This window comes from Rathayibacter rhapontici, assembly GCF_001995175.1.
Classification (GTDB): Bacteria; Actinomycetota; Actinomycetes; order Actinomycetales; family Microbacteriaceae; genus Rathayibacter.
The window spans coordinates 13,481-32,013 of sequence record NZ_MUKN01000045.1 but is presented as its reverse complement, the minus strand read 5'-3'; the positions used below and the strand labels follow the sequence as shown (position 1 = coordinate 32,013).

The following is an 18,533-nucleotide window of genomic DNA, read 5'->3' as shown; positions in this document are numbered from 1 at the left end:
CCGTCCGTCAGTCCTCGGGGTCGGCGTCGACGGCGTCGTCCTCGTCGGAGACGCGCCACACTCCGCCCAGGCGCTCGCGCTCGAGCTCGGCGCGGGCCTCGGCCTTGGCGTCCATCCGCTCGAAGTACTCGTCGCGACGCTCGTTGCGCGTCTTGCGGCGGTTGTCCTCGAGCCGCACGTCGGTGCCGCGGGGCGCCGTCAGGAGCTCGGCCGTGGAGGTGAGGGTGGGCTCCCAGTCGAAGACGACCCCGTCGCCCCGGCCGATCACGACGGTCGAGCCGGCGACCGCTCCCGCCGCGAACAGCCCGTTCTCGACGCCCAGCTTCGCGAGCCGGTCGGCGAGGAAGCCGACGGCCTCGTCGTTGGTGAAGTCGGTCTGCGCTACCCAGCGCACCGGCTTGGTGCCCAGGACGCGGTAGATGTTGCCGTACGAGCCGCCCTCGACGCGGATCTCGAAGTCCTTCTCGTCCACCGCGCGGGGTCGGATGGTGATCCGCTCCACCTGGGGCGCCGCGGCGAGCTCCGAGCGGTGCTGCTCGACGATCTCGGCCAGGGCGAACGTCAGCTGACGAAGACCCGCGTGGCTGACGGTCGAGATCTCGAAGACGCGGTAGCCGCGGGCCTCGAGGTCGGCGCGCACGAACGCGGCGAGCTCCTGGGCCTCGGGGACGTCGACCTTGTTGAGGGCGATCAGCTGAGGGCGCTCGAGCAGCGGCACCTGGCCGTCGCCGACCGGGTAGGCGGCCAGCTCGCCGAGGATGACGTCCAGGTCGGTGAGGGGGTCGCGGCCCGGCTCGAGCGTGGCGCAGTCCAGCACGTGCACCAGCGCGGTGCAGCGCTCGACGTGGCGGAGGAACTCGAGACCGAGGCCCTTGCCCTCGCTCGCGCCCTCGATGAGGCCGGGCACGTCGGCGACGGTGTAGCGCGACTCCCCCGCCTGCACGACGCCGAGGTTCGGGGCGAGCGTGGTGAACGGGTAGTCGGCGATCTTCGGCTTCGCCGCGGAGATGGCGGCGACGAGGCTCGACTTGCCCGCGGACGGGAACCCGACGAGTGCGACGTCGGCGACGGTCTTGAGCTCGAGGACGACGTCGCCCTCCCAGCCCGGGGTGCCGAGCAGCGCGAAACCGGGGGCCTTGCGCTTCGTGGTCGCGAGCGACGCGTTGCCCAGACCGCCCTGACCGCCCGGCGCGATGACGAAGCGCAGACCCGGCTCGTCCATGTCGATGAGCTGCTCGCCGTCGGGCGACTTCACGACGGTGCCGACCGGGACGGTCAGCTCGAGGAGCTCCCCGTTGCCTCCGGCGCGGTGGTCGCCCATCCCGGGCCCGCCGTTCTCGGAGGACTGGTGCGGGTGGCGGTGGTAGGCCAGGAGCGTCGTGACCTGCGGGTCCGCGACGAGGACGATGTCGCCGCCGTGACCGCCGTTGCCGCCGTCGGGGCCGGCGAGCGGCTTGAACTTCTCGCGGCGGACGGAGACGCAGCCGTTCCCGCCGTGGCCGGCACGCAGGTGCAGCGTGACGTTGTCGACGAAGGTGACCATGGTTGTTCTGTCCGTCCGATCGGGAGTGGGGGCGCCGGGGTTCCCGTGCGCCGGAGGCCGGCAGGCCGCTGCAACGCGCAAGGGGCGAGCCGAAGCCCGCCCCTTGCGTCCTGTGCCTGCTCGGCCGAGGAGACCGACCCTACTGGGCGGCCGCCACGATGTTGACGACCTTGCGGCCGCCCTTGGTGCCGAACTCGACCGCACCGGCCGACAGGGCGAACAGGGTGTCGTCCCCGCCGCGTCCGACGTTGGCGCCGGGGTGGAAGTGCGTGCCGCGCTGGCGGACGATGATCTCGCCGGCGTTCACGACCTGACCGCCGAAGCGCTTGACGCCGAGACGCTGCGCGTTCGAGTCACGACCGTTGCGAGTGGAGCTCGCGCCCTTCTTGTGTGCCATTTCTCATCTCCTCGAGACCGGGGGGCCGCAGCCCCGTGCTGAACATCCGCGGTGCGATGGCTCGCTCCGCGGTCAGCGGTTACTTGATGCCAGTGACCTTCACGCGCGTGAGCTCCTGACGGTGCCCCTGGCGCTTCTTGTAGCCGGTCTTGTTCTTGAACTTCTGGATGACGATCTTCGGGCCGCGGAGCTCTTCGAGCACCTCCGCGGTGACCGAGACCTTCTCGAGCGCCGAGGCGTCCGAGGTGATCGAGTCTCCGTCGACGAGGAGCACGGCAGCCAGCTGCACGGTGCCGTTCTCGTCGGCCTTGACGCGGTCCATCGTCACGATGGTGCCGACCTCGACCTTCTCCTGCCGACCGCCGGCGCGCACAACTGCGTAAACCACTTCTCGTACCTGTTTCTCGTCTGGACGGGCGCTGTCGTGAGACGGCGCCGCCCGGGGCTTGTATGGAAGGGGCGGGGCCCCGTTTCTTTCCCGTCTCCCACACCGAACGAGGGAACCGGTACCGCGTCCCGCTCTCCGTGAGGAGACGGGCGACGACGGAAATCTGCGTGAGCACATGGATCGCGCCACACCAACGGTCAAGAGTACGGGATGGGAGCTCGACGGTCAAACGCCCGCTCCGGAGAGCGGGTGTCGCACGGGTGCACGGCCTCGCGGCACGGCGCCCCCGATCCGACGACCCCGTCACGATAGTGGACTGCGGCGGGCCGGACCGGCAGGCGCGCCGCCTACGATCATCGGATGGCGATCCTTCTCGACGCGGCACGGTGGCCCGCCCACGACACGCTCTGGGCGCACCTGGTCAGCGACGAGTCGCTGGAGGAGCTGCACGCGTTCGCCCGCCGGACCGGGGTGCCCGAGCGCAGCTTCGACCTCGACCACTACGACGTCCCCCAGGAGCGCCGCGCGGAGCTGCTCGCCGCGGGAGCGATCCCCGTCGGCGCGCGCGAGCTCGTCGAGCGGCTCCGCAGCAGCGGTCTGCGCGTGAAGGGCCGGGACCGGGAGACGGAGAGGGCCCGGCGCCGGCTCCCGCCGGGCACCGGGCCCCACTGATCCGACCGCGCGGCCGCTACTGCTGCTCGGCGCGGCGCGGGGTCTGCTCCGGGATGACCGCGACGCCCGTGAGGGCGGCGGTGGTCACCCGGCGGCTCTTGGCGCGGCCCTGGCCCGGCTGCTTGGGCGCGGGAGGGCGTCGAGCACCGAGTCGAGCAGGTGCTCGGCGACCTCGCTGCGCACTCGGCGCCCGGTGGTCGCGGGAGCGGGAGGGATCGGGATGTCGAGGATCGGCACGACCGGTGCCTCGACCGCGGGCGGGGCGGTCTGCTCGACCGGAGCCTGCTCGGCGGTCTCGTCGGCCGTGCTCTCCTGACGCGGCTCGCGGTCGCGGCCCCGGCGGCGGCGCTCGCCCCGGGCGGGGCGCTCGCTGCGACGCGGCTGCTCGCGGGGCGCGGCCTGATCGGCCTGCTCCTGCTCCCCGGCCTCGGCGGGCTGGGTGCGGGCGACTCGGCCGAGGCCTCGTCGACGAGCGCCGCGGCCTCCTCGGCCGCCTGGCGGACGTTCGCGGGGTGGATGGTGCTCGCCGCGATCTGAGCGAGGGCGTTCTTCGCGTCTCGGTGATGGCGTGCGTGCTGACGCTCTTGGCTCCGGAGCCGTTCTGGCCGTTCGAGGCCGAGGAGCCGCCGGACCCGTTCTGGCGGGGCGTGCCTCCGGGGGCGCTGTCGCCCGAGCGGCCGCCGCGGCGGCGCTCCTGCTGCGGGGCGGCGGTGGAGCGGTGCTTGACGACCGGGTCGTGCTGCACGATGACTCCGCGGCCCGCGCACACCTCGCAGTTCTCGCTGAAGGTCTCGAGCAGGCCCAGGCCGAGCTTCTTGCGCGTCATCTGCACGAGGCCGAGCGAGGTGACCTCGGCGACCTGGTGCTTCGTGCGGTCGCGGCTGAGGCACTCGACCAGGCGGCGCAGCACGAGGTCGCGGTTGGACTCGAGCACCATGTCGATGAAGTCGACCACGATGATGCCGCCGATGTCGCGCAGGCGCAGCTGGCGGACGATCTCCTCCGCGGCCTCGAGGTTGTTCTTGGTGACGGTCTCCTCGAGGTTGCCGCCGGAGCCGACGAACTTGCCCGTGTTGACGTCGACGACGGTCATCGCCTCGGTGCGGTCGATCACCAGCGAGCCGCCGCTGGGCAGCCACACCTTGCGCTCGAGCGCCTTCTCGATCTGCTCGGTGATGCGGAACTCGTCGAACGCGTCCTGCTCGCCCGAGTACACCTCCACACGCTCGAGCAGGTCGGGGGCGACCTGGCTGAGGTAGAGCTCGATGGTCTCGCGGGCGTCGTCGCCGGCGATGACCATCTTCTCGAAGTCCTCGTTGAAGACGTCGCGGACGATCTTGATCAGCAGGTCGGGCTCGCTGTGCAGGAGCGCCGGCGCCTGACCGGTCGCGGCCTTCTCGCTGAGGGCCGTCCACTGCGCGGTGAGGCGCTCGACGTCGACGGTCAGCTGCTCCTCGGTGGCGCCCTCGGCCGCCGTGCGCACGATGACGCCGACGTTCTCGGGGAGGACCTCCTTGAGGATCTTCTTCAGGCGCGCGCGCTCGGTGTCGGGGAGCTTGCGGGAGATGCCGTTCATCGAGCCGTTGGGCACGTAGACGAGGTAGCGGCCCGGGAGCGAGATCTGGCTCGTGAGGCGGGCGCCTTTGTGGCCGACGGGGTCCTTCGTGACCTGCACGAGGACGCGGTCACCGGGCTTGAGGGCCAGCTCGATGCGACGGGGGCCGCCGGGGTTCGCCGCGGCGTCCCAGTCGACCTCGCCGGAGTAGAGGACGGCGTTGCGTCCGCGTCCGATGTCGACGAACGCCGCCTCCATGCTGGGGAGGACGTTCTGCACGCGGCCGAGGTAGACGTTGCCGATGAGCGACGCCTCCTGCGAGCGGGCGACGTAGTGCTCGGCGAGGACCCCGTCCTCCAGGACGCCGATGCGGATGCTGTCCTGCTTCGAGCGGACCACCATCACGCGGTCGACGGCCTCGCGGCGGGCGAGGAACTCGGACTCGGTGACCACCGTGCGGCGGCGTCCGGCGTCGCGGCCGTCGCGGCGGCGCTGCTTCTTCGCCTCGAGACGGGTGGATCCCTTGATGCGCTGGGGCTCGGTGATCAGCTCGGGCTCCCGCTGCTCGCGGGGCTCCCGCGGCTGGCGGACCCGGACGACGGTGTTCTCGGGGTCGTCCGAGCCGCCGCGGTCGCTCTCGCCGGTGCGGCGCCGCGAGCGGCGGCGGACGGAGCCCTGCTCCTCCGCGGGCGCCTCGCGCTCCTCGCGCAGACCCAGCGGGGCACCGCGAGGGGGCAGCGGCGCGAGCTCGACGTAGTCGGGCAGCTCGGGCGCTGGAACAGGAGCGACGTGCTCGGCAGCGCCGGGCGGGCGGGACGCGCGTCCTCCTGCCCGGGCGCGTCTCGGGCAGGGCGTTGAAGAACGCGACGGATGACGCCGGGCCCTGGGCCCCGCTCGCGTCCTCGGTCGGCGTCTCCTGCACGGTCGTGTCGGTCTCGTCGGTATCGATGATCGTTCCCCCTGTCGCTTGCGCGCTCGACTCGGTCCGCCGGGTCGCCCGGCGGCCACCGAAGAGGCGGCTGATCTTCTTGGCCCCGCTGCGGGGCTCGTCGCGGTCCGGATCGGATCCGCTCGAACTCTTGTCTTCCACCATTCCTGGTGCACTCCTCGGCCGGGTCGTCCGCCGCGCCTTCCTACCCGGATCTCTCCTCGTGCGAGGGGCCGCGTGGGGCCCGTCGCGAATCCTTCCGCTCCCCCGGTCCGGTCGCTCACGTGGCGCAGGACTCTGGGTGCAGCTTCGTTCTCGGAACTGACTATCCGACACGTGCTCCGTCTCGCTGCGACCGTCGGTCGCAGCGTGGTGGAGCGGGTGACCCGTCGCGTCCATTCGCGGAACGCGGTCGATCTCCTGTGGCCCGGTGTTCGCCCGGTAAACCTTCTGGTGCCGGCGCGGGATCTTCCGGACCGACGGCTCCGATTATCGCACGCATTCCCAGAGGCGCCGATTCGGCCCGTGCGATAATCCCCCGGTGTCTGACGCCCCCGCCCCCCGACGCCCGATCCTGTTCGCCGTACTGCTGGTCGTTCTGGGCATCACAGGCTGGATCGCGGCATTCGCTCTGACGCTGGACAAGTTCGCGGCGCTCACCGATCCGTCGACCGAGCTGGGGTGCGACTTCAGCATCGTCGTGCAGTGCAGCGCCAATCTGGACTCGCCTCAGGGAGCGGTCCTCGGCTTCCCGAATCCGCTGATCGGAGTGGCGGCGTGGATCGCGCCGATCGTGGTCGGGGCAGGGCTTCTGGCCGGGGCGCGCTTCGACCGGTGGTTCTGGGCGGTCTTCAACCTGGGCTTCCTCCTCGCCCTCGGCTTCGTGATCTGGCTGATCACGCAGAGCGTCTTCCTCCTCGGCACGCTCTGCCCGTGGTGCATGCTCACCTGGGCGGTCGTGATCCCCGGCTTCTGGCTGGTGACCCTGCGGAACCTGCGCGAGGGCGTGTTCCCGGTCCCGACACCCGTTCGGCGCTTCGCGGCGGGCGCGTACGGCTGGATCCCGTTCATCACACTGCTCTGCTACCTCGCGATCGCCGTGATCGCGCAGCTCCGCCTGGACGTCCTCTCGTACCTCTGAGGCGGCGCGGGCCACTGCGTGCGGCCCGCCTCCGTGACGCTGCGGATCTCGATACGCCCGCTGCGCGGGCTACTCGACCAGCAGGGGGAGAAGGAGAGCCTGGGTTCTGCGGATCTCGGTACGCCCGCTGCGCGCGCTACTCGATCAGCAAGGGCCGGAATGAGGCACCTCGGGCAGGGCGCCTTTCGCCGCGGAACGCGCGAACCGCCCGACGAGGGGAACGGTGAAGGGCACCCCGGGGATGTCCCGAGGTGCCCTTCACCGGATCGTCGAGCAGCGCGAGGCGTATCCGGGAAAGCGCGTTCGAGCGCTTTCCCGTCGCCGGAGGCGCGACGCTCTGCGGATCGGGACCGCCTGCGCGAGCCGACCGCGGTTCCGCGGTTCACCGCGGAACACCGCGGAGCGCGAGCTCTCGCGGCGGTTCTCCGTCAGGAGAACCAGAGCGAGAGCTCGCGCTCCGCGGATTCAACGGAGTCGGAGCCGTGCACGAGGTTCTGCTGCACCTTCAGGCCCCAGTCGCGGCCGAGGTCGCCGCGGATGGTGCCGGGCGCCGCGGTCGTCGGGTCGGTCGTGCCGGCGAGGGAGCGGAAGCCCTCGATGACGCGGTCGCCGGCGATGCGGATCGCGACGATCGGGCCGCTCTCCATGAACTCCACGAGCGGCTCGTAGAACGGCTTGCCCTCGTGCTCGGCGTAGTGGGCGCCGAGGAGGTCGCGGTCGGCCTCCACGAGCTTGATGTCGACGAGCGAGTAGCCCTTCGCCTCGATGCGGCGGAGGATCTCGCCGGTGAGGTTGCGCGCGACTCCGTCGGGCTTGACGAGGACGAGTGTCTCCTGGATGGCCATGGTTCAGCGGTCTCCTTCGGTGGGGTCGGTGGGCCCGGCCGCCGGAGGGCCGGCCTGGGAGTCGAGGCGGGTGCCGGTCACGATGCAGTACGTCCAGAGGGCGACGAAGGCCGCGCCGATGACGAACATGATCGGGACGAGCAGACCCGAGCCAACGATAACGAACTGCAGCACCCAGCCGATCCGGATGCCGAGCGGGCGGTCGAGGAGGCGGAGTGTCGCGAGCATCGCGAGGCAGAGCACTCCCCCGCCGACCAGCACCACCACCGGATCGCCGACCTTCAGCCCGAAGGCGACGAGCGTCGCGAGGAACACGATGACGACCTCGAAGCCGAGGACGATCGAGGCGAGGCTCTCGCGGACCGTCCTCGACCGGCGCGGGCGCCCGGCTCTCACGAGCCCTGCCAGTTCTCGTCGCGGGCGACGGCGATCGCCCGTCCGACGAGCGTGATGGATCCGGTGATCACGAGCGCGCCCTTGTCGGTGCGCGCCGCGAGCAGGCGGCCCGCGGTCAGGGCCCCTCCGGTGTCCTCGGCGACGTGGACCGCCTCCTCCGGGAACACCGTGCGCGCGAGCGCCGCGAGCTCGTCGGCCGCGAGGGCGCGATCACTCGGCGCGCGCGTCACGATCAGCTCGTCGACGACCGGCAGGAGCGCGCGGAGGATCCCCTCGGCGTCCTTCTCGGCGAGCACGCCCACGACCGCGGTGACGCGGTCGAAGTCGAAGTAGCGGCCGAGCGCCGCGGCGAGCGAGGCGGCGCCGTGCGGGTTGTGCGCGGCGTCGACGAGGGTGCGCGGGGAGTTCCCGACCACCTGGAGCCGCCCCGGGGAGGTCGCGGCGGCGAGTCCCTCGTCGAGGACGTCGCCGGTCAGCTCCTGGGTGCCGCCTCCGATGAACGTCTCGACCGCGGCGATCGCGACGGCGGCGTTCTCGGCCTGGTGGTCGCCGAAGAAGGGCAGGAGGAGCTGGTCGTAGGAGGTCGCGAGACCGCGGACCGAGACGAGCTGACCCCCGACGGCGACCGTGGTGGAGGCGACGTCGAACTCCGAGCCCTCGAAGGCGATCGAGGACTCGGTGGCCTCGGCGGCGTTTCGCAGGACCGCCTCAGCCTCGGGGGTCTGCTTCGCCGACACCACGGCGGCCAGCGGCTTCACGATGCCGGACTTGGTGCGGGCGATCTCGTCGATCGTCGACCCGAGGCGGTCCGTGTGGTCGAGCGCGATCGGGGTGAAGACGGCCACCTGGGCGTCGGCGACGTTCGTCGAGTCCCACTCGCCGCCCATCCCGACCTCGATGACGGCGACGTCGACCGGTGCGTCGGCGAACGCCGCGTACGCGAGCACGGTGATGACCTCGAAGAAGGAGAGCGGCGGCTCGTCCTGCTCGGCGAGCTCGGCGTCGGTCATCCGGATGTAGGGCTCGACGTCCTGCCAGTTCGCGACGAGGCTCTCGTCGGAGATGGGCTCGCCGTCGATGACGATGCGCTCGTTGAAGCGCTCGAGGTGCGGGCTCGTGAAGAGCCCGACGCGCAGACCGTGGGCCCGCAGGAGGCTCTCGATCATCCGGCTCGTGGAGGTCTTGCCGTTCGTGCCGGCCACCTGGATCACCGGGTAGGCCCGCTGCGGGTCGCCGAGGATCTCGACCGCGCGACGCGTCGGGGCGAGCCTCGGCCGCACGTTCGCCTCGCCCAGGCGCTCGAGCAGGGTCGCGTAGACGGCGTCGGCCGCCGCCCGGTCGGCGTCGTTCTCCAGGGGATCAGACATCGGCGGCCTCGACCTTCTCGACGCGGATGATGGCGGTGCCGGCGGGACCGAAGGCGACGGCCCCCTCGCCGCCCTCGAGCGCGATGGTCAGCGGGGTGAAGGCGAACCCGGTCGCGAGGGTCTCCTCGGCGATCCAGGTCGCGTGCGGCTCGAGCGCGCCGAGGCTCACCTCGTCGAGCATCACGTCGAGCACGATGCGGTCGCTCACGTCGAGACCGGCTCCCTTGCGGGCGTCCTGCACGGCGCGGATGAGGTCGCGGGCCAGTCCCTCGGCCTCGAGCTCGGGCGTGGTGGCGGTGTCGAGGAGGACGAACCCGCCGCGCGGCAGGAGCGCGATGGCACGGTCGTCGGCGCCCGCTCCCCCGACCTCGAGCGTGAGCTCGTACTCCCCCTCGGCCAGCTCGACGCCGCCGGCGGTCACGACTCCGTCGATCTCGCTCCAGTCGCCCGCCTTCGCGGCCTTGATGACCGTCTGCACGCCGCGTCCGAGCCGCGGTCCGGCGGCGCGGGCGTTGACGGCGAGGCGGGAGGTGACTCCGTAGTCGGACGCGCTCGTCTCGACGAGCGGGACGAGGGCCACCTCCTTCACGTTCAGCTCGTCGCGCAGGATCGCCTCGAACGGGGCGAGCTCGCCGGCATCCGCGACGACCACGGTGAGGCGCGCGAGCGGCAGGCGCACGCGCCGTCCCGCCTGCTTGCGGAGGGAGAGCGCCGTCGACGAGATGCCGCGCACGGCGTCCATCGCGTGGACGAGGGCCTCGTCGACCGGGAACTCGTCGGCGGCGGGCCAGTCGGCCAGGTGCACGCTGCGGCCGCCGGTCAGCCCCCGCCAGATCTCCTCCGAGATCAGCGGGAGCAGCGGAGCGGCCACCCGCGTCACGGTCTCGAGGACGGTGTACAGCGTGTCGAACGCCTCCGCTCCCCGGCCGTCGGAGTCGACGCCCTGCCAGAAGCGGTCGCGGGAGCGGCGCACGTACCAGTTGGTGAGCACGTCGGCGAAGTCGCGCAGCGCGGCGGCGGCGAGGGTCGAGTCGAGCGCCTCGAGGTGCCCGGTGACGGTCTCGATCAGGTCGTGGGTCTTGGCGAGCAGGTACCGGTCGAGGACGTCCTCGGAGTCGGTGCGGCGGCGCGCCTCGTAGCCGTCCTCGCCGGAGGCGTTGGCGTAGAGCGAGAAGAAGTACCAGGTGTTCCAGAGCGGCAGCAGGACCTGGCGCACGCCCTCACGGATCCCCTCCTCGGTGACGACCAGGTTGCCGCCCCGCAGAACCGGGCTCGACATCAGGAACCAGCGCATGGCGTCGGAGCCGTCGCGGTCGAAGACCTCGGCGACGTCCGGGTAGTTGCGCAGCGACTTCGACATCTTCTGGCCGTCGTTGCCGAGGACGATGCCGTGGCTGACGACGTTGCGGAACGCCGGGCGGTCGAAGAGCGCGGTGGAGAGCACGTGCAGCGTGTAGAACCAGCCGCGCGTCTGCCCGATGTACTCGACGATGAAGTCGGCCGGGTTGTGCGAGTCGAACCAGTCGGCGTTCTCGAACGGGTAGTGCACCTGGGCGAAGGGCATCGAGCCCGAGTCGAACCAGACGTCGAGGACGTCGGTGATCCGCCGCATCGTGGACCGCCCGGTCGGGTCGTCGGGGTTCGGCCGCGTGAGCTCGTCGATGAAGGGGCGGTGCAGGTCCTCCGGGCGCACGCCGAAGTCGCGCTCGAGCTCGTCGAGCGAGCCGTAGACGTCCATGCGCGGGTAGTCGGGGTCGTCGCTCTTCCACACCGGGATCGGCGAGCCGAAGTAGCGGTTCCGGCTGATCGACCAGTCGCGCGCGCCCGAGAGCCACTTGCCGAACTGGCCGTCCTTCACGTTCTCGGGGACCCAGGTGATCTCCTGGTTGAGCTCCTCCATGCGGTCGCGGAACGCGGTGACGCGCACGAACCAGCTCGAGACGGCCTTGTAGATCAGCGGGTTCCGGCAGCGCCAGCAGTGCGGGTACGAGTGCTCGTAGCTGGCCTGGCGGAGGAGCCGGTGCTGCGCCTTGAGCAACTGCGTCAGCGGCTTGTTCGCCTCGAAGACCTGCAGGCCGGCCACCTCGGCGATCTGCGGGAGGAAGCGGCCGCCGTCGTCGACGGAGATGATGACCGGGATGCCCGCGGCCTCGCAGACCTTCTGGTCGTCCTCGCCGTACGCGGGGGCCTGGTGCACGATGCCCGTGCCCTCGCTCGTCGTGACGTAGTCGGCGACCAGGATGCGCCACGCGTTCTGCGTGCCCCAGGTCTCGGTGTCGGCGTAGTGGTCCCAGAGGCGGTCGTAGCTGATGCCCTCGAGCTCGCGACCGCGGAGGGTGCGCGAGACGGCGGCGCGGGCCGACTCGGCGTCGTCGTAGCCCAGGTCCTTCGCGTACGCGCCGACCTGGTCGATGGCGAGGAGGTACTCGGCCGAGAGCTCGCGCTCCTCCGGCTCGCCCTTGCCGTCGGCGGCGCCGTTCGGGCCTGCGGCGAGCACGGCGTACTCGATGTCGGGGCCGACGGCCAGTGCGGCGTTGGTCGGCAGGGTCCACGGAGTGGTCGTCCAGGCGAGTGCGCGGACCGCGGTGAGGTTCAGCGCCTCCGCCGTCTCGCCGACCAGCGGGAAGGTGACCGTGACCGTCTGGTCCTGGCGCATCTTGTAGACGTCGTCGTCCATCCGCAGCTCGTGGTTCGAGAGCGGGGTCTGGTCGCGCCAGCAGTAGGGCAGCACTCGATAGCCCTCGTACGCGAGGCCCTTGTCGTAGAGCTGCTTGAAGGCCCAGATGACCGACTCCATGAAGGAGGGGTCGAGCGTCTTGTAGTCGTTCTCGAAGTCGACCCAGCGCGCCTGGCGGGTGACGTAGTCCTGCCACTCGCCCGTGTAGCGCAGCACCGACTCCTTCGCCGCGGCGTTGAACGCGGCGATGCCCATCTCCTCGATCTGGGACTTGTCGGTGATGCCCAGCTGCCGCTCTGCCTCGAGCTCGGCGGGCAGGCCGTGGGTGTCCCAGCCGAAGCGGCGGTGCACCTGCTTCCCGCGCATGGTCTGGAAGCGCGGGAACAGGTCCTTCGCGTACCCGGTCAGCAGGTGCCCGTAGTGCGGGAGCCGTTGGCGAAGGGCGGTCCGTCGTAGAAGACCCACTCGGGCGAGCCCTCGCGCGCGCGGATCGACTCCTGGAAGGTGTCGTCGGCCTTCCAGTGCGCGAGGACCTGCTCCTCGATCTCGGGGAAGCCCGGCGACGGTGTCACCCCCCGGCCGAAGGCGGATCCGGAGTCGCCGGGGGTGGGCGGGGTCAAGGGATAGGTCACGTGCGTTCTCCTGGCAGTGATGCTGGGCTGCACGAGGACGGCCCGCCCGGATCTGTCAGCCCGGGCCGGGGTCGCGGTACCACCTCGCTTGGGACCTCCCTCGGCGCTGCCTCGGAGACGTCCCCACTCGACCGGCTGTCACGGGCCGCACCCGTCCGGTTCTACTGGGCGGGGGCCGGAGCCGACGCCGTTCTTCCGGAGACTCGCCGGTGATGGCCGGGTCGAAGTCGTTGGGGGCTATCGTAGCGCGTCGGGGCGGGAGGAGCAGGAGCGGTCATGGCGGGAGCGACGAGCAGAGGACGGCCGCGCGCCTCGTCGCGCTCGATGCTCGAGGACGCCGCTCTGGACCTGTTCCTGGAGCAGAGCTACGCGGGCACGACCGTGGAGCAGATCGCCCAGCGCGCCGGCGTCTCGCGGAACACGTTCTTCAACTACTTCGATTCCAAGAGCGACGTCTTCTGGGTCCTCGTCGACGACCGGCTGGCGGAGCTGCCCGCCGCCCTCGCGGCGACGGAGCCGGACCGGCCGGCGATGGACGCCCTCCGCGACGCGCTGCTGGCGGTCGGCGCCGGCTTCGGCCCCTCCTCCGTGCCCTGGGCGCTCACCCAGAGCGCGCTGATCGGCAGCGTGCACGAGCTGCAGGCGTCCGCCCTGTCGCGGCTCGCGCGGCAGGCGGCGATCGTGGCCGCCTTCGTGGAGCAGCGGGCCGCGCGTCCGCTGCCGACCCACCTCTCCCGGGCGATCGCCTACGCCGGCGTCGGAGCGGCCGTCGCCGCGGTGCAGGCGTGGGCGGCGGCGGGGCCCACCCGCGGTGAGCTGGTGCCCTACCTCGACGAGGCGCTCGCCCCGGTCTGCGCCGGATTCGCCCCGGTCGTCGGCAGGGCCGCTCCCGACGGCCGCACCGCGGCTCCGCGATAGGATCGGCGCGGCCGGTGAGCGATCCGCTCCGGAGCCGCCATCCAGGCATCATCACCACCGACACGGTGCCGCCCATATCGAACCGGAGAATCATGACCTTCGCCGCGCAACTCCCCGCGAAGCCCGCCCTCGAGGGGCTCGAGAGCAAGTGGGGCCTCGTCTGGCAGACCGACGGGACGTACCGGTTCGACCGCACCGGTCTCACCCGTGCCGACGTCTACTCGATCGACACGCCCCCGCCCACCGCGTCGGGCTCGCTGCACATCGGGCACGTCTTCTCGTACACGCACACCGACGTCGTCGCGCGCTTCCAGCGCATGCGCGGCCGCAAGGTCTTCTACCCGATGGGCTGGGACGACAACGGCCTGCCCACGGAGCGGCGCGTGCAGAACTACTACGGTGTGCGCTGCGACCCGACGCTGCCCTACGAGCCCGGCTTCACTCCTCCGTTCGAGGGCGGCGACAACAAGAGCAGCAAGGCCGCCGATCAGAAGCCGATCTCGCGCCGCAACTTCATCGAGCTGTGCGAGCGCCTCACCCTCGAGGACGAGAAGCAGTTCGAGGACCTGTGGCGCACCCTCGGCCTCTCGGTCGACTGGTCGCAGACGTACCGCACCATCGGCGAGGAGTCGCAGGCCGCCTCGCAGCGCGCGTTCCTCCGCAACCTCGCGCGCGGCGAGGCGTACCAGGCGCAGGCGCCGACCCTCTGGGACATCACGTTCCGGACCGCGGTCGCCCAGGCCGAGCTGGAGGACAAGGAGCAGCCGGGGGCCTACCACCGGATCGGGTTCCACCGCGACGGCGCCGAGGACGTCTTCATCGAGACGACCCGGCCGGAGCTGCTGCCCGCGTGCGTCGCGCTCGTCGCGCACCCCGACGACGAGCGGTACCAGCCGCTCTTCGGCACGACCGTCCGCACCCCCCTCTTCGACGTCGAGGTGCCCGTGCTCGCGCACCACCTCGCGCAGAAGGACAAGGGCTCGGGCATCGCCATGATCTGCACCTTCGGCGACGTCACCGACGTGGTCTGGTGGCGCGAGCTCGACCTGCCCAACCGCGCGATCATCGGCTTCGACGGCCGCATCGTGTCGGAGGCGCCCGAGGCGATCACGAGCGACGCGGGCCGCGAGGCGTACGCGCAGCTCGCGGGCAAGACGGTGTTCTCGGCCAAGCAGGCCGTCGTCGCGCTCCTCACGGAGTCGGGGGAGATGACGGGCGAGCCCCGCCCCATCACGCACCCGGTCAAGTTCTTCGAGAAGGGCGACAAGCCGCTCGAGATCGTGTCGACCCGGCAGTGGTACCTCGTGAACGGCGCACGCGACGCCGCGCTCAAGGAGCGCCTGCTGGAGCTCGGCCGCGACGTCCGCTTCGTGCCCGAGTTCATGCGTGTGCGCTACGAGAACTGGGTCAACGGCCTCTCGGGCGACTGGCTCGTCTCGCGCCAGCGCTTCTTCGGCGTGCCGATCCCCGTCTGGTACCCGCTGGACGGCGACGGCAACCCCGTCTTCGACCGCCCCCTCGTGCCCGAGGAGTCGGCGCTGCCCGTGGATCCTTCGTCGGACCCCGCCCCCGGCTACTCCGAGGACCAGCGCGGCGTGCCCGGCGGCTTCCAGGGCGAGCTCGACGTCATGGACACCTGGGCCACCTCGTCGCTCACCCCGCAGCTCGCGGGCGGCTGGGAGCGCGACGACGAGCTCTGGCAGCTCGTGGCTCCGTACGACCTGCGCCCCCAGGGCCAGGACATCATCCGCACCTGGCTCTTCTCGACGCTCCTGCGCTCGCAGCTCGAGGACTCGCGCGCTCCCTGGGGCAACGCGACGATCTCGGGCTTCATCGTCGACCCGGACCGCAAGAAGATGTCGAAGTCGAAGGGCAACGTCGTCACGCCGGCGGGCATGCTCGAGCAGCACGGCTCCGACGCGGTGCGCTACTGGGCCGCCTCGTCGCGGCTCGGGACCGACGCCGCCTTCGATCCGCAGAACCCGACGCAGATCAAGATCGGCCGGCGCCTCGCGATCAAGGTCCTGAACGCGGCGAAGTTCATCCACGGCTTCGCCCAGACCCCTGATGCCGAGGTGACCGACCCGCTCGATCTGAGCATGCTCGCGACGCTCGACGCCGTGGTGGCCGACGCGACGACCGCCCTCGAGAACTACGACCACGCGCGGGCGCTCGAGAGCACCGAGGCGTTCTTCTGGACCTTCTGCGACGACTACCTCGAGCTCGTCAAGGAGCGCGCGTACGGCGAGGACGGCGCCTCGGCGGCCGCTGCGCTCCACCTCGCGCTCGACGCCCTGCAGCGCCTCTTCGCGCCGTTCATCCCCTTCGCCACGGAGGAGACGTGGTCGTGGTCGCACGACGGCTCGATCCACGCGCAGCAGTGGCCCGAGCAGACCGGCCTCGGCGGCGACCCCTCGGTCCTCTCCGCCGCCAGCACCGTGCTCACGGCGATCCGGCGCGCGAAGACGGATGCGAAGGCCTCGCAGAAGACGCCGGCCCGCTCCGCCGTCGTGACCGCTCCCGCCGACCTCGTCGCCTCCCTCCGCCTCGCCGCCGGCGACATCGCCGCGGTGGGCCGGATCGCCGCCCTCGACTTCACCGAGGGTGCGACACTGTCGGTGAAGATCGAGCTCGAGACCGAGGTCTAGGACGCGCCGGGAGGCGGGCCGGACCGCCCGCCTCCCGAGCACCGACGAGAGGACGCACGATGCAGCTCGGAACACGCTGGCCCCTCGGCGGCGAGCCGCCGACCACCCTGCCGGAGATCGTGGTCACCGCGCTCCGCGACGTCGAGCACGAGCTCGCCGAGGCGGGCACGGAGACGGCGGACTGGCGCTGGCAGCTCACCTGGCTCGAGGGCAGGCCCGTCGTCGAGCTCGACGACGGGACGACCGTCACCTACCGACCCGACGAGGACGCGGCGTACATCACGCAGCCGCAGGGCCGCGTCGAGGGCGAGGACGACGACTGGGGCTGAGCCGCGCGGGCGCGGCCTAGGCTCGCAGGATGAACGCCTCCGTCGACGTCCTCCTCGAGCCCAGCACCCTCCCCCACGGTCTGCCCGACTTCGCCGCGGTCGATCCGGACGCCTACCGGCCCGCCTTCGACGAGGCGCTGCGCCGGCACCGCGCCGAGATCGACGCCATCGTCTCCACGGACGAGGCGCCGAGCATCGAGAACACGCTCGTGGCGCTCGAGCGCTCCGGTCGCGCTCTGCGCCGGGTGAGCGCGGTCTTCTCCACCGTCTGCGCGTCCGACCGCACGGCGCAGACCGATGCGCTGGAGCAGGAGCTCGCTCCCCTGCTCTCGGCGCACGACGACGCGATCACGCTCGACCCGCGGCTCTACGAGCGGCTGCGCGTCCTCGGCGAGCAGACGGACAGCCTCGATCTCGACGACGAGACGGCCTACCTGCTCGAGCGGGTCCTGACGCGTTTCGCCCGCGCAGGAGCGCTCCTCGACGACACGGGGAAGGCGCGTCTCGGCGAGCTGAACGAGCGGCTCTCGACCCTCACGACGCTCTTCCAGAAGAACCTGCTCGCCGAGACGAACGCGCGGGCCGTCGCCTTCGACGATGCGTCGGCACTCGACGGGCTCGACGACTCCGAGGTGTCGGCCGCCCGGCGTGCGGCGCGCGACCGGGGTCTCGCCGGCGTCCTCGTCACCCTGCCGCTCTTCTCCGGCCACCCGTGGCTCGCCCGTCTGCGCGACCGCTCGGTGCGCGAGCGCATCCTGCGAGCCTCCGTGGGCAGGGCGAGCGAGGGGGGCGAGCACGACAACCGCGAGGTGCTGCAGGACATCGTCGCCCTGAGGGCCGAGCGCGCCGCTCTGCTCGGCGCGGACTCGCACGCCGACTTCGTGATCTCGGGGCAGACGGCCGGCTCCCCGGAGCGGGTGCGGGATCTGCTGGAGGAGCTCGCGGAGCCCGCGGCTCGCAACGCCTCCGAGGAGCTCGCCCGGATGCAGGCGTTCGCCGACGCGGAGCAGGACGAGGCCGGTGCACCGCGGTTCGTCCTCGAGGCGTGGGATCGCGCCTACTACGAGGAGCGGGTGCGCACCGCGTCCTACGACGTGGACTCGAGCGCGCTGCGGCCCTACTTCGAGCTGGAGCGGGTGCTGCACGAGGGCGTCTTCGCCGCGGCCGCGGGACTCTACGGTCTGCGCTTCGAGGAGCGGAGGGACCTCGTCGGCCACAGCGCGCACGTCCGCGTCTTCGAGGTGCACGAGGAGGACGGCTCCGCGCTCGGGCTCTTCCTCTTCGACCCCTTCACCCGCGACTCGAAGCGCGGCGGCGCCTGGATGAACTCGCTCTCGACCCGCACGAGCCTCCTCGGCGACTCCGCCGTCGTCGTCAACACCCTGAACATCTCGGCGCCCGGCGACGGCGAGCCGGCTCTCCTCGCCCTGGACGAGGTCGACACGCTGTTCCACGAGTTCGGGCACGCCCTCCACGGCCTCCTCGCCTCGGTGCGGTATCCGCGGTTCGGCGGCACGAGCGTCCACCGCGACTTCGTCGAGTTCCCCAGCCAGGTGAACGAGATGTGGGTGCGCCGGCCGGAGCTCCTGTCGTCCTACGCGCGCCACGTCGGGACCGGGGAGCCGCTGAGCACCGAGCTGGTGCAGCGACTCGAGGAGTCCGCGCTCTGGGGCGAGGGGTTCGCCACGGCCGAGTACCTCGCCTCGGCGCTCCTGGACCTCGCCTTGCACGAGCGCGCGCATCCGGTCGAGCGCGTCGACGTGCAGGACTTCGAGGACGCCGCGCTGCGCGGTGCCGGCCTGCTGCTCGACGCGATCCCGCCGCGGTACGGCAGCACCTACTTCGCGCACGTGTTCTCGGGCGGCTACTCCGCGGGCTACTACTCCTACATCTGGAGCGAGATCCTGGACGCCGACACCGTCGAGTGGTTCGAGGAGAACGGCGGTCTGGATCGGGCGGCGGGCGAGCGCTTCCGCCGGATGATCCTCGGGATCGGCGGGTCGCGCGATCCGCTCGACGCCTACCGCGCGTTCCGCGGTCGCGACGCCCTCACCGAGCCGCTGCTGCGACGACGCGGACTGCTCCCCCGGGGCTGAG

The 18,533-nt window shown here is 71.7% G+C and carries 13 protein-coding genes and 1 pseudogene; 6 read left to right on the top strand and 8 right to left on the bottom strand.

The features are described from left to right. Window positions 1-7: 7 nt before the first annotated feature. From obgE to rplU, 3 genes are all read right to left on the bottom strand, one after another. Window positions 8-1,543 carry a GTPase ObgE gene (gene obgE / locus B0T42_RS13990; protein ID WP_077223660.1) on the bottom strand — a complete coding sequence of 512 codons (1,536 nt, stop codon included), beginning with the start codon at window positions 1,541-1,543 and terminating at the stop codon, window positions 8-10. Window positions 1,544-1,682: 139 nt separating this feature from the next. After that, a complete protein-coding gene (gene rpmA / locus B0T42_RS13985; protein ID WP_055792356.1) occupies window positions 1,683-1,940 on the bottom strand; it encodes a 50S ribosomal protein L27 in 258 nt (85 codons plus the stop codon). Window positions 1,941-2,019: 79 nt separating this feature from the next. Next, window positions 2,020-2,328 carry a 50S ribosomal protein L21 gene (rplU, locus tag B0T42_RS13980; RefSeq protein ID WP_077223659.1) on the bottom strand — a complete coding sequence of 103 codons (309 nt, stop codon included), beginning with the start codon at window positions 2,326-2,328 and terminating at the stop codon, window positions 2,020-2,022. A 360-nt stretch (window positions 2,329-2,688) separates the two neighbouring features. Here rplU and B0T42_RS13975 point away from each other — a divergent pair, with 360 nt between their 5' ends. After that, window positions 2,689-3,000 (top strand): DUF4031 domain-containing protein, encoded by a 312-nt coding sequence (locus B0T42_RS13975; protein ID WP_077223658.1) that lies wholly within the window; start codon window positions 2,689-2,691, stop codon window positions 2,998-3,000. A gap of 16 nt (window positions 3,001-3,016) precedes the next feature. Here B0T42_RS13975 and B0T42_RS13970 read toward each other — a convergent pair whose 3' ends face one another. Beyond that, window positions 3,017-5,008, bottom strand: a complete 1,992-nt coding sequence (locus tag B0T42_RS13970; RefSeq protein WP_446737383.1) for an Rne/Rng family ribonuclease — start codon at window positions 5,006-5,008, stop codon at window positions 3,017-3,019. A 1,016-nt stretch (window positions 5,009-6,024) separates the two neighbouring features. Between B0T42_RS13970 and B0T42_RS13965 the strand changes: the two genes are divergently transcribed. Further along, the gene (locus tag B0T42_RS13965) at window positions 6,025-6,624 is read left to right on the top strand and encodes a vitamin K epoxide reductase family protein (RefSeq protein ID WP_077223657.1); all 600 of its coding nucleotides are present in this window, start codon (window positions 6,025-6,027) and stop codon (window positions 6,622-6,624) included. A gap of 428 nt (window positions 6,625-7,052) precedes the next feature. On the opposite strand, the gene ndk is transcribed toward B0T42_RS13965, so the two are convergent. From ndk to ileS, 4 genes and pseudogenes are all read right to left on the bottom strand, one after another. After that, window positions 7,053-7,469: a nucleoside-diphosphate kinase gene (gene ndk / locus B0T42_RS13960; RefSeq protein WP_056867064.1), complete on the bottom strand. Its 417-nt coding sequence runs from the start codon at window positions 7,467-7,469 to the stop codon at window positions 7,053-7,055. Between the two features lie 3 nt (window positions 7,470-7,472). Next, the gene (locus tag B0T42_RS13955; protein WP_236720294.1) at window positions 7,473-7,865 is read right to left on the bottom strand and encodes a DUF4233 domain-containing protein; all 393 of its coding nucleotides are present in this window, start codon (window positions 7,863-7,865) and stop codon (window positions 7,473-7,475) included. After that, window positions 7,862-9,232, bottom strand: coding sequence for a bifunctional folylpolyglutamate synthase/dihydrofolate synthase (locus B0T42_RS13950; RefSeq protein ID WP_077223655.1), 1,371 nt, complete (start codon window positions 9,230-9,232; stop codon window positions 7,862-7,864). The genes B0T42_RS13955 and B0T42_RS13950 overlap by 4 nt, the downstream gene beginning before the upstream one ends. Then, window positions 9,225-12,529: pseudogene (gene ileS, locus B0T42_RS13945) on the bottom strand (isoleucine--tRNA ligase). The gene B0T42_RS13950 and the pseudogene ileS overlap by 8 nt, the downstream one beginning before the upstream one ends. Window positions 12,530-12,817: 288 nt before the next feature. Between ileS and B0T42_RS13940 the strand changes: the two are divergent. The 4 genes from B0T42_RS13940 (at window position 12,818) to B0T42_RS13925 (ending at window position 18,532) form a co-directional block, all read left to right on the top strand. Continuing rightward, a complete protein-coding gene (locus B0T42_RS13940; RefSeq protein ID WP_077223654.1) occupies window positions 12,818-13,459 on the top strand; it encodes a TetR/AcrR family transcriptional regulator in 642 nt (213 codons plus the stop codon). A 92-nt stretch (window positions 13,460-13,551) separates the two neighbouring features. Further along, the gene (valS, locus tag B0T42_RS13935; RefSeq protein WP_077223653.1) at window positions 13,552-16,107 is read left to right on the top strand and encodes a valine--tRNA ligase; all 2,556 of its coding nucleotides are present in this window, start codon (window positions 13,552-13,554) and stop codon (window positions 16,105-16,107) included. Between the two features lie 59 nt (window positions 16,108-16,166). Beyond that, window positions 16,167-16,436 carry a hypothetical protein gene (locus B0T42_RS13930; protein ID WP_077223652.1) on the top strand — a complete coding sequence of 90 codons (270 nt, stop codon included), beginning with the start codon at window positions 16,167-16,169 and terminating at the stop codon, window positions 16,434-16,436. A 29-nt stretch (window positions 16,437-16,465) separates the two neighbouring features. Continuing rightward, window positions 16,466-18,532, top strand: a complete 2,067-nt coding sequence (locus B0T42_RS13925) for a M3 family metallopeptidase (protein ID WP_077223651.1) — start codon at window positions 16,466-16,468, stop codon at window positions 18,530-18,532. Window position 18,533 lies beyond the last annotated feature (1 nt).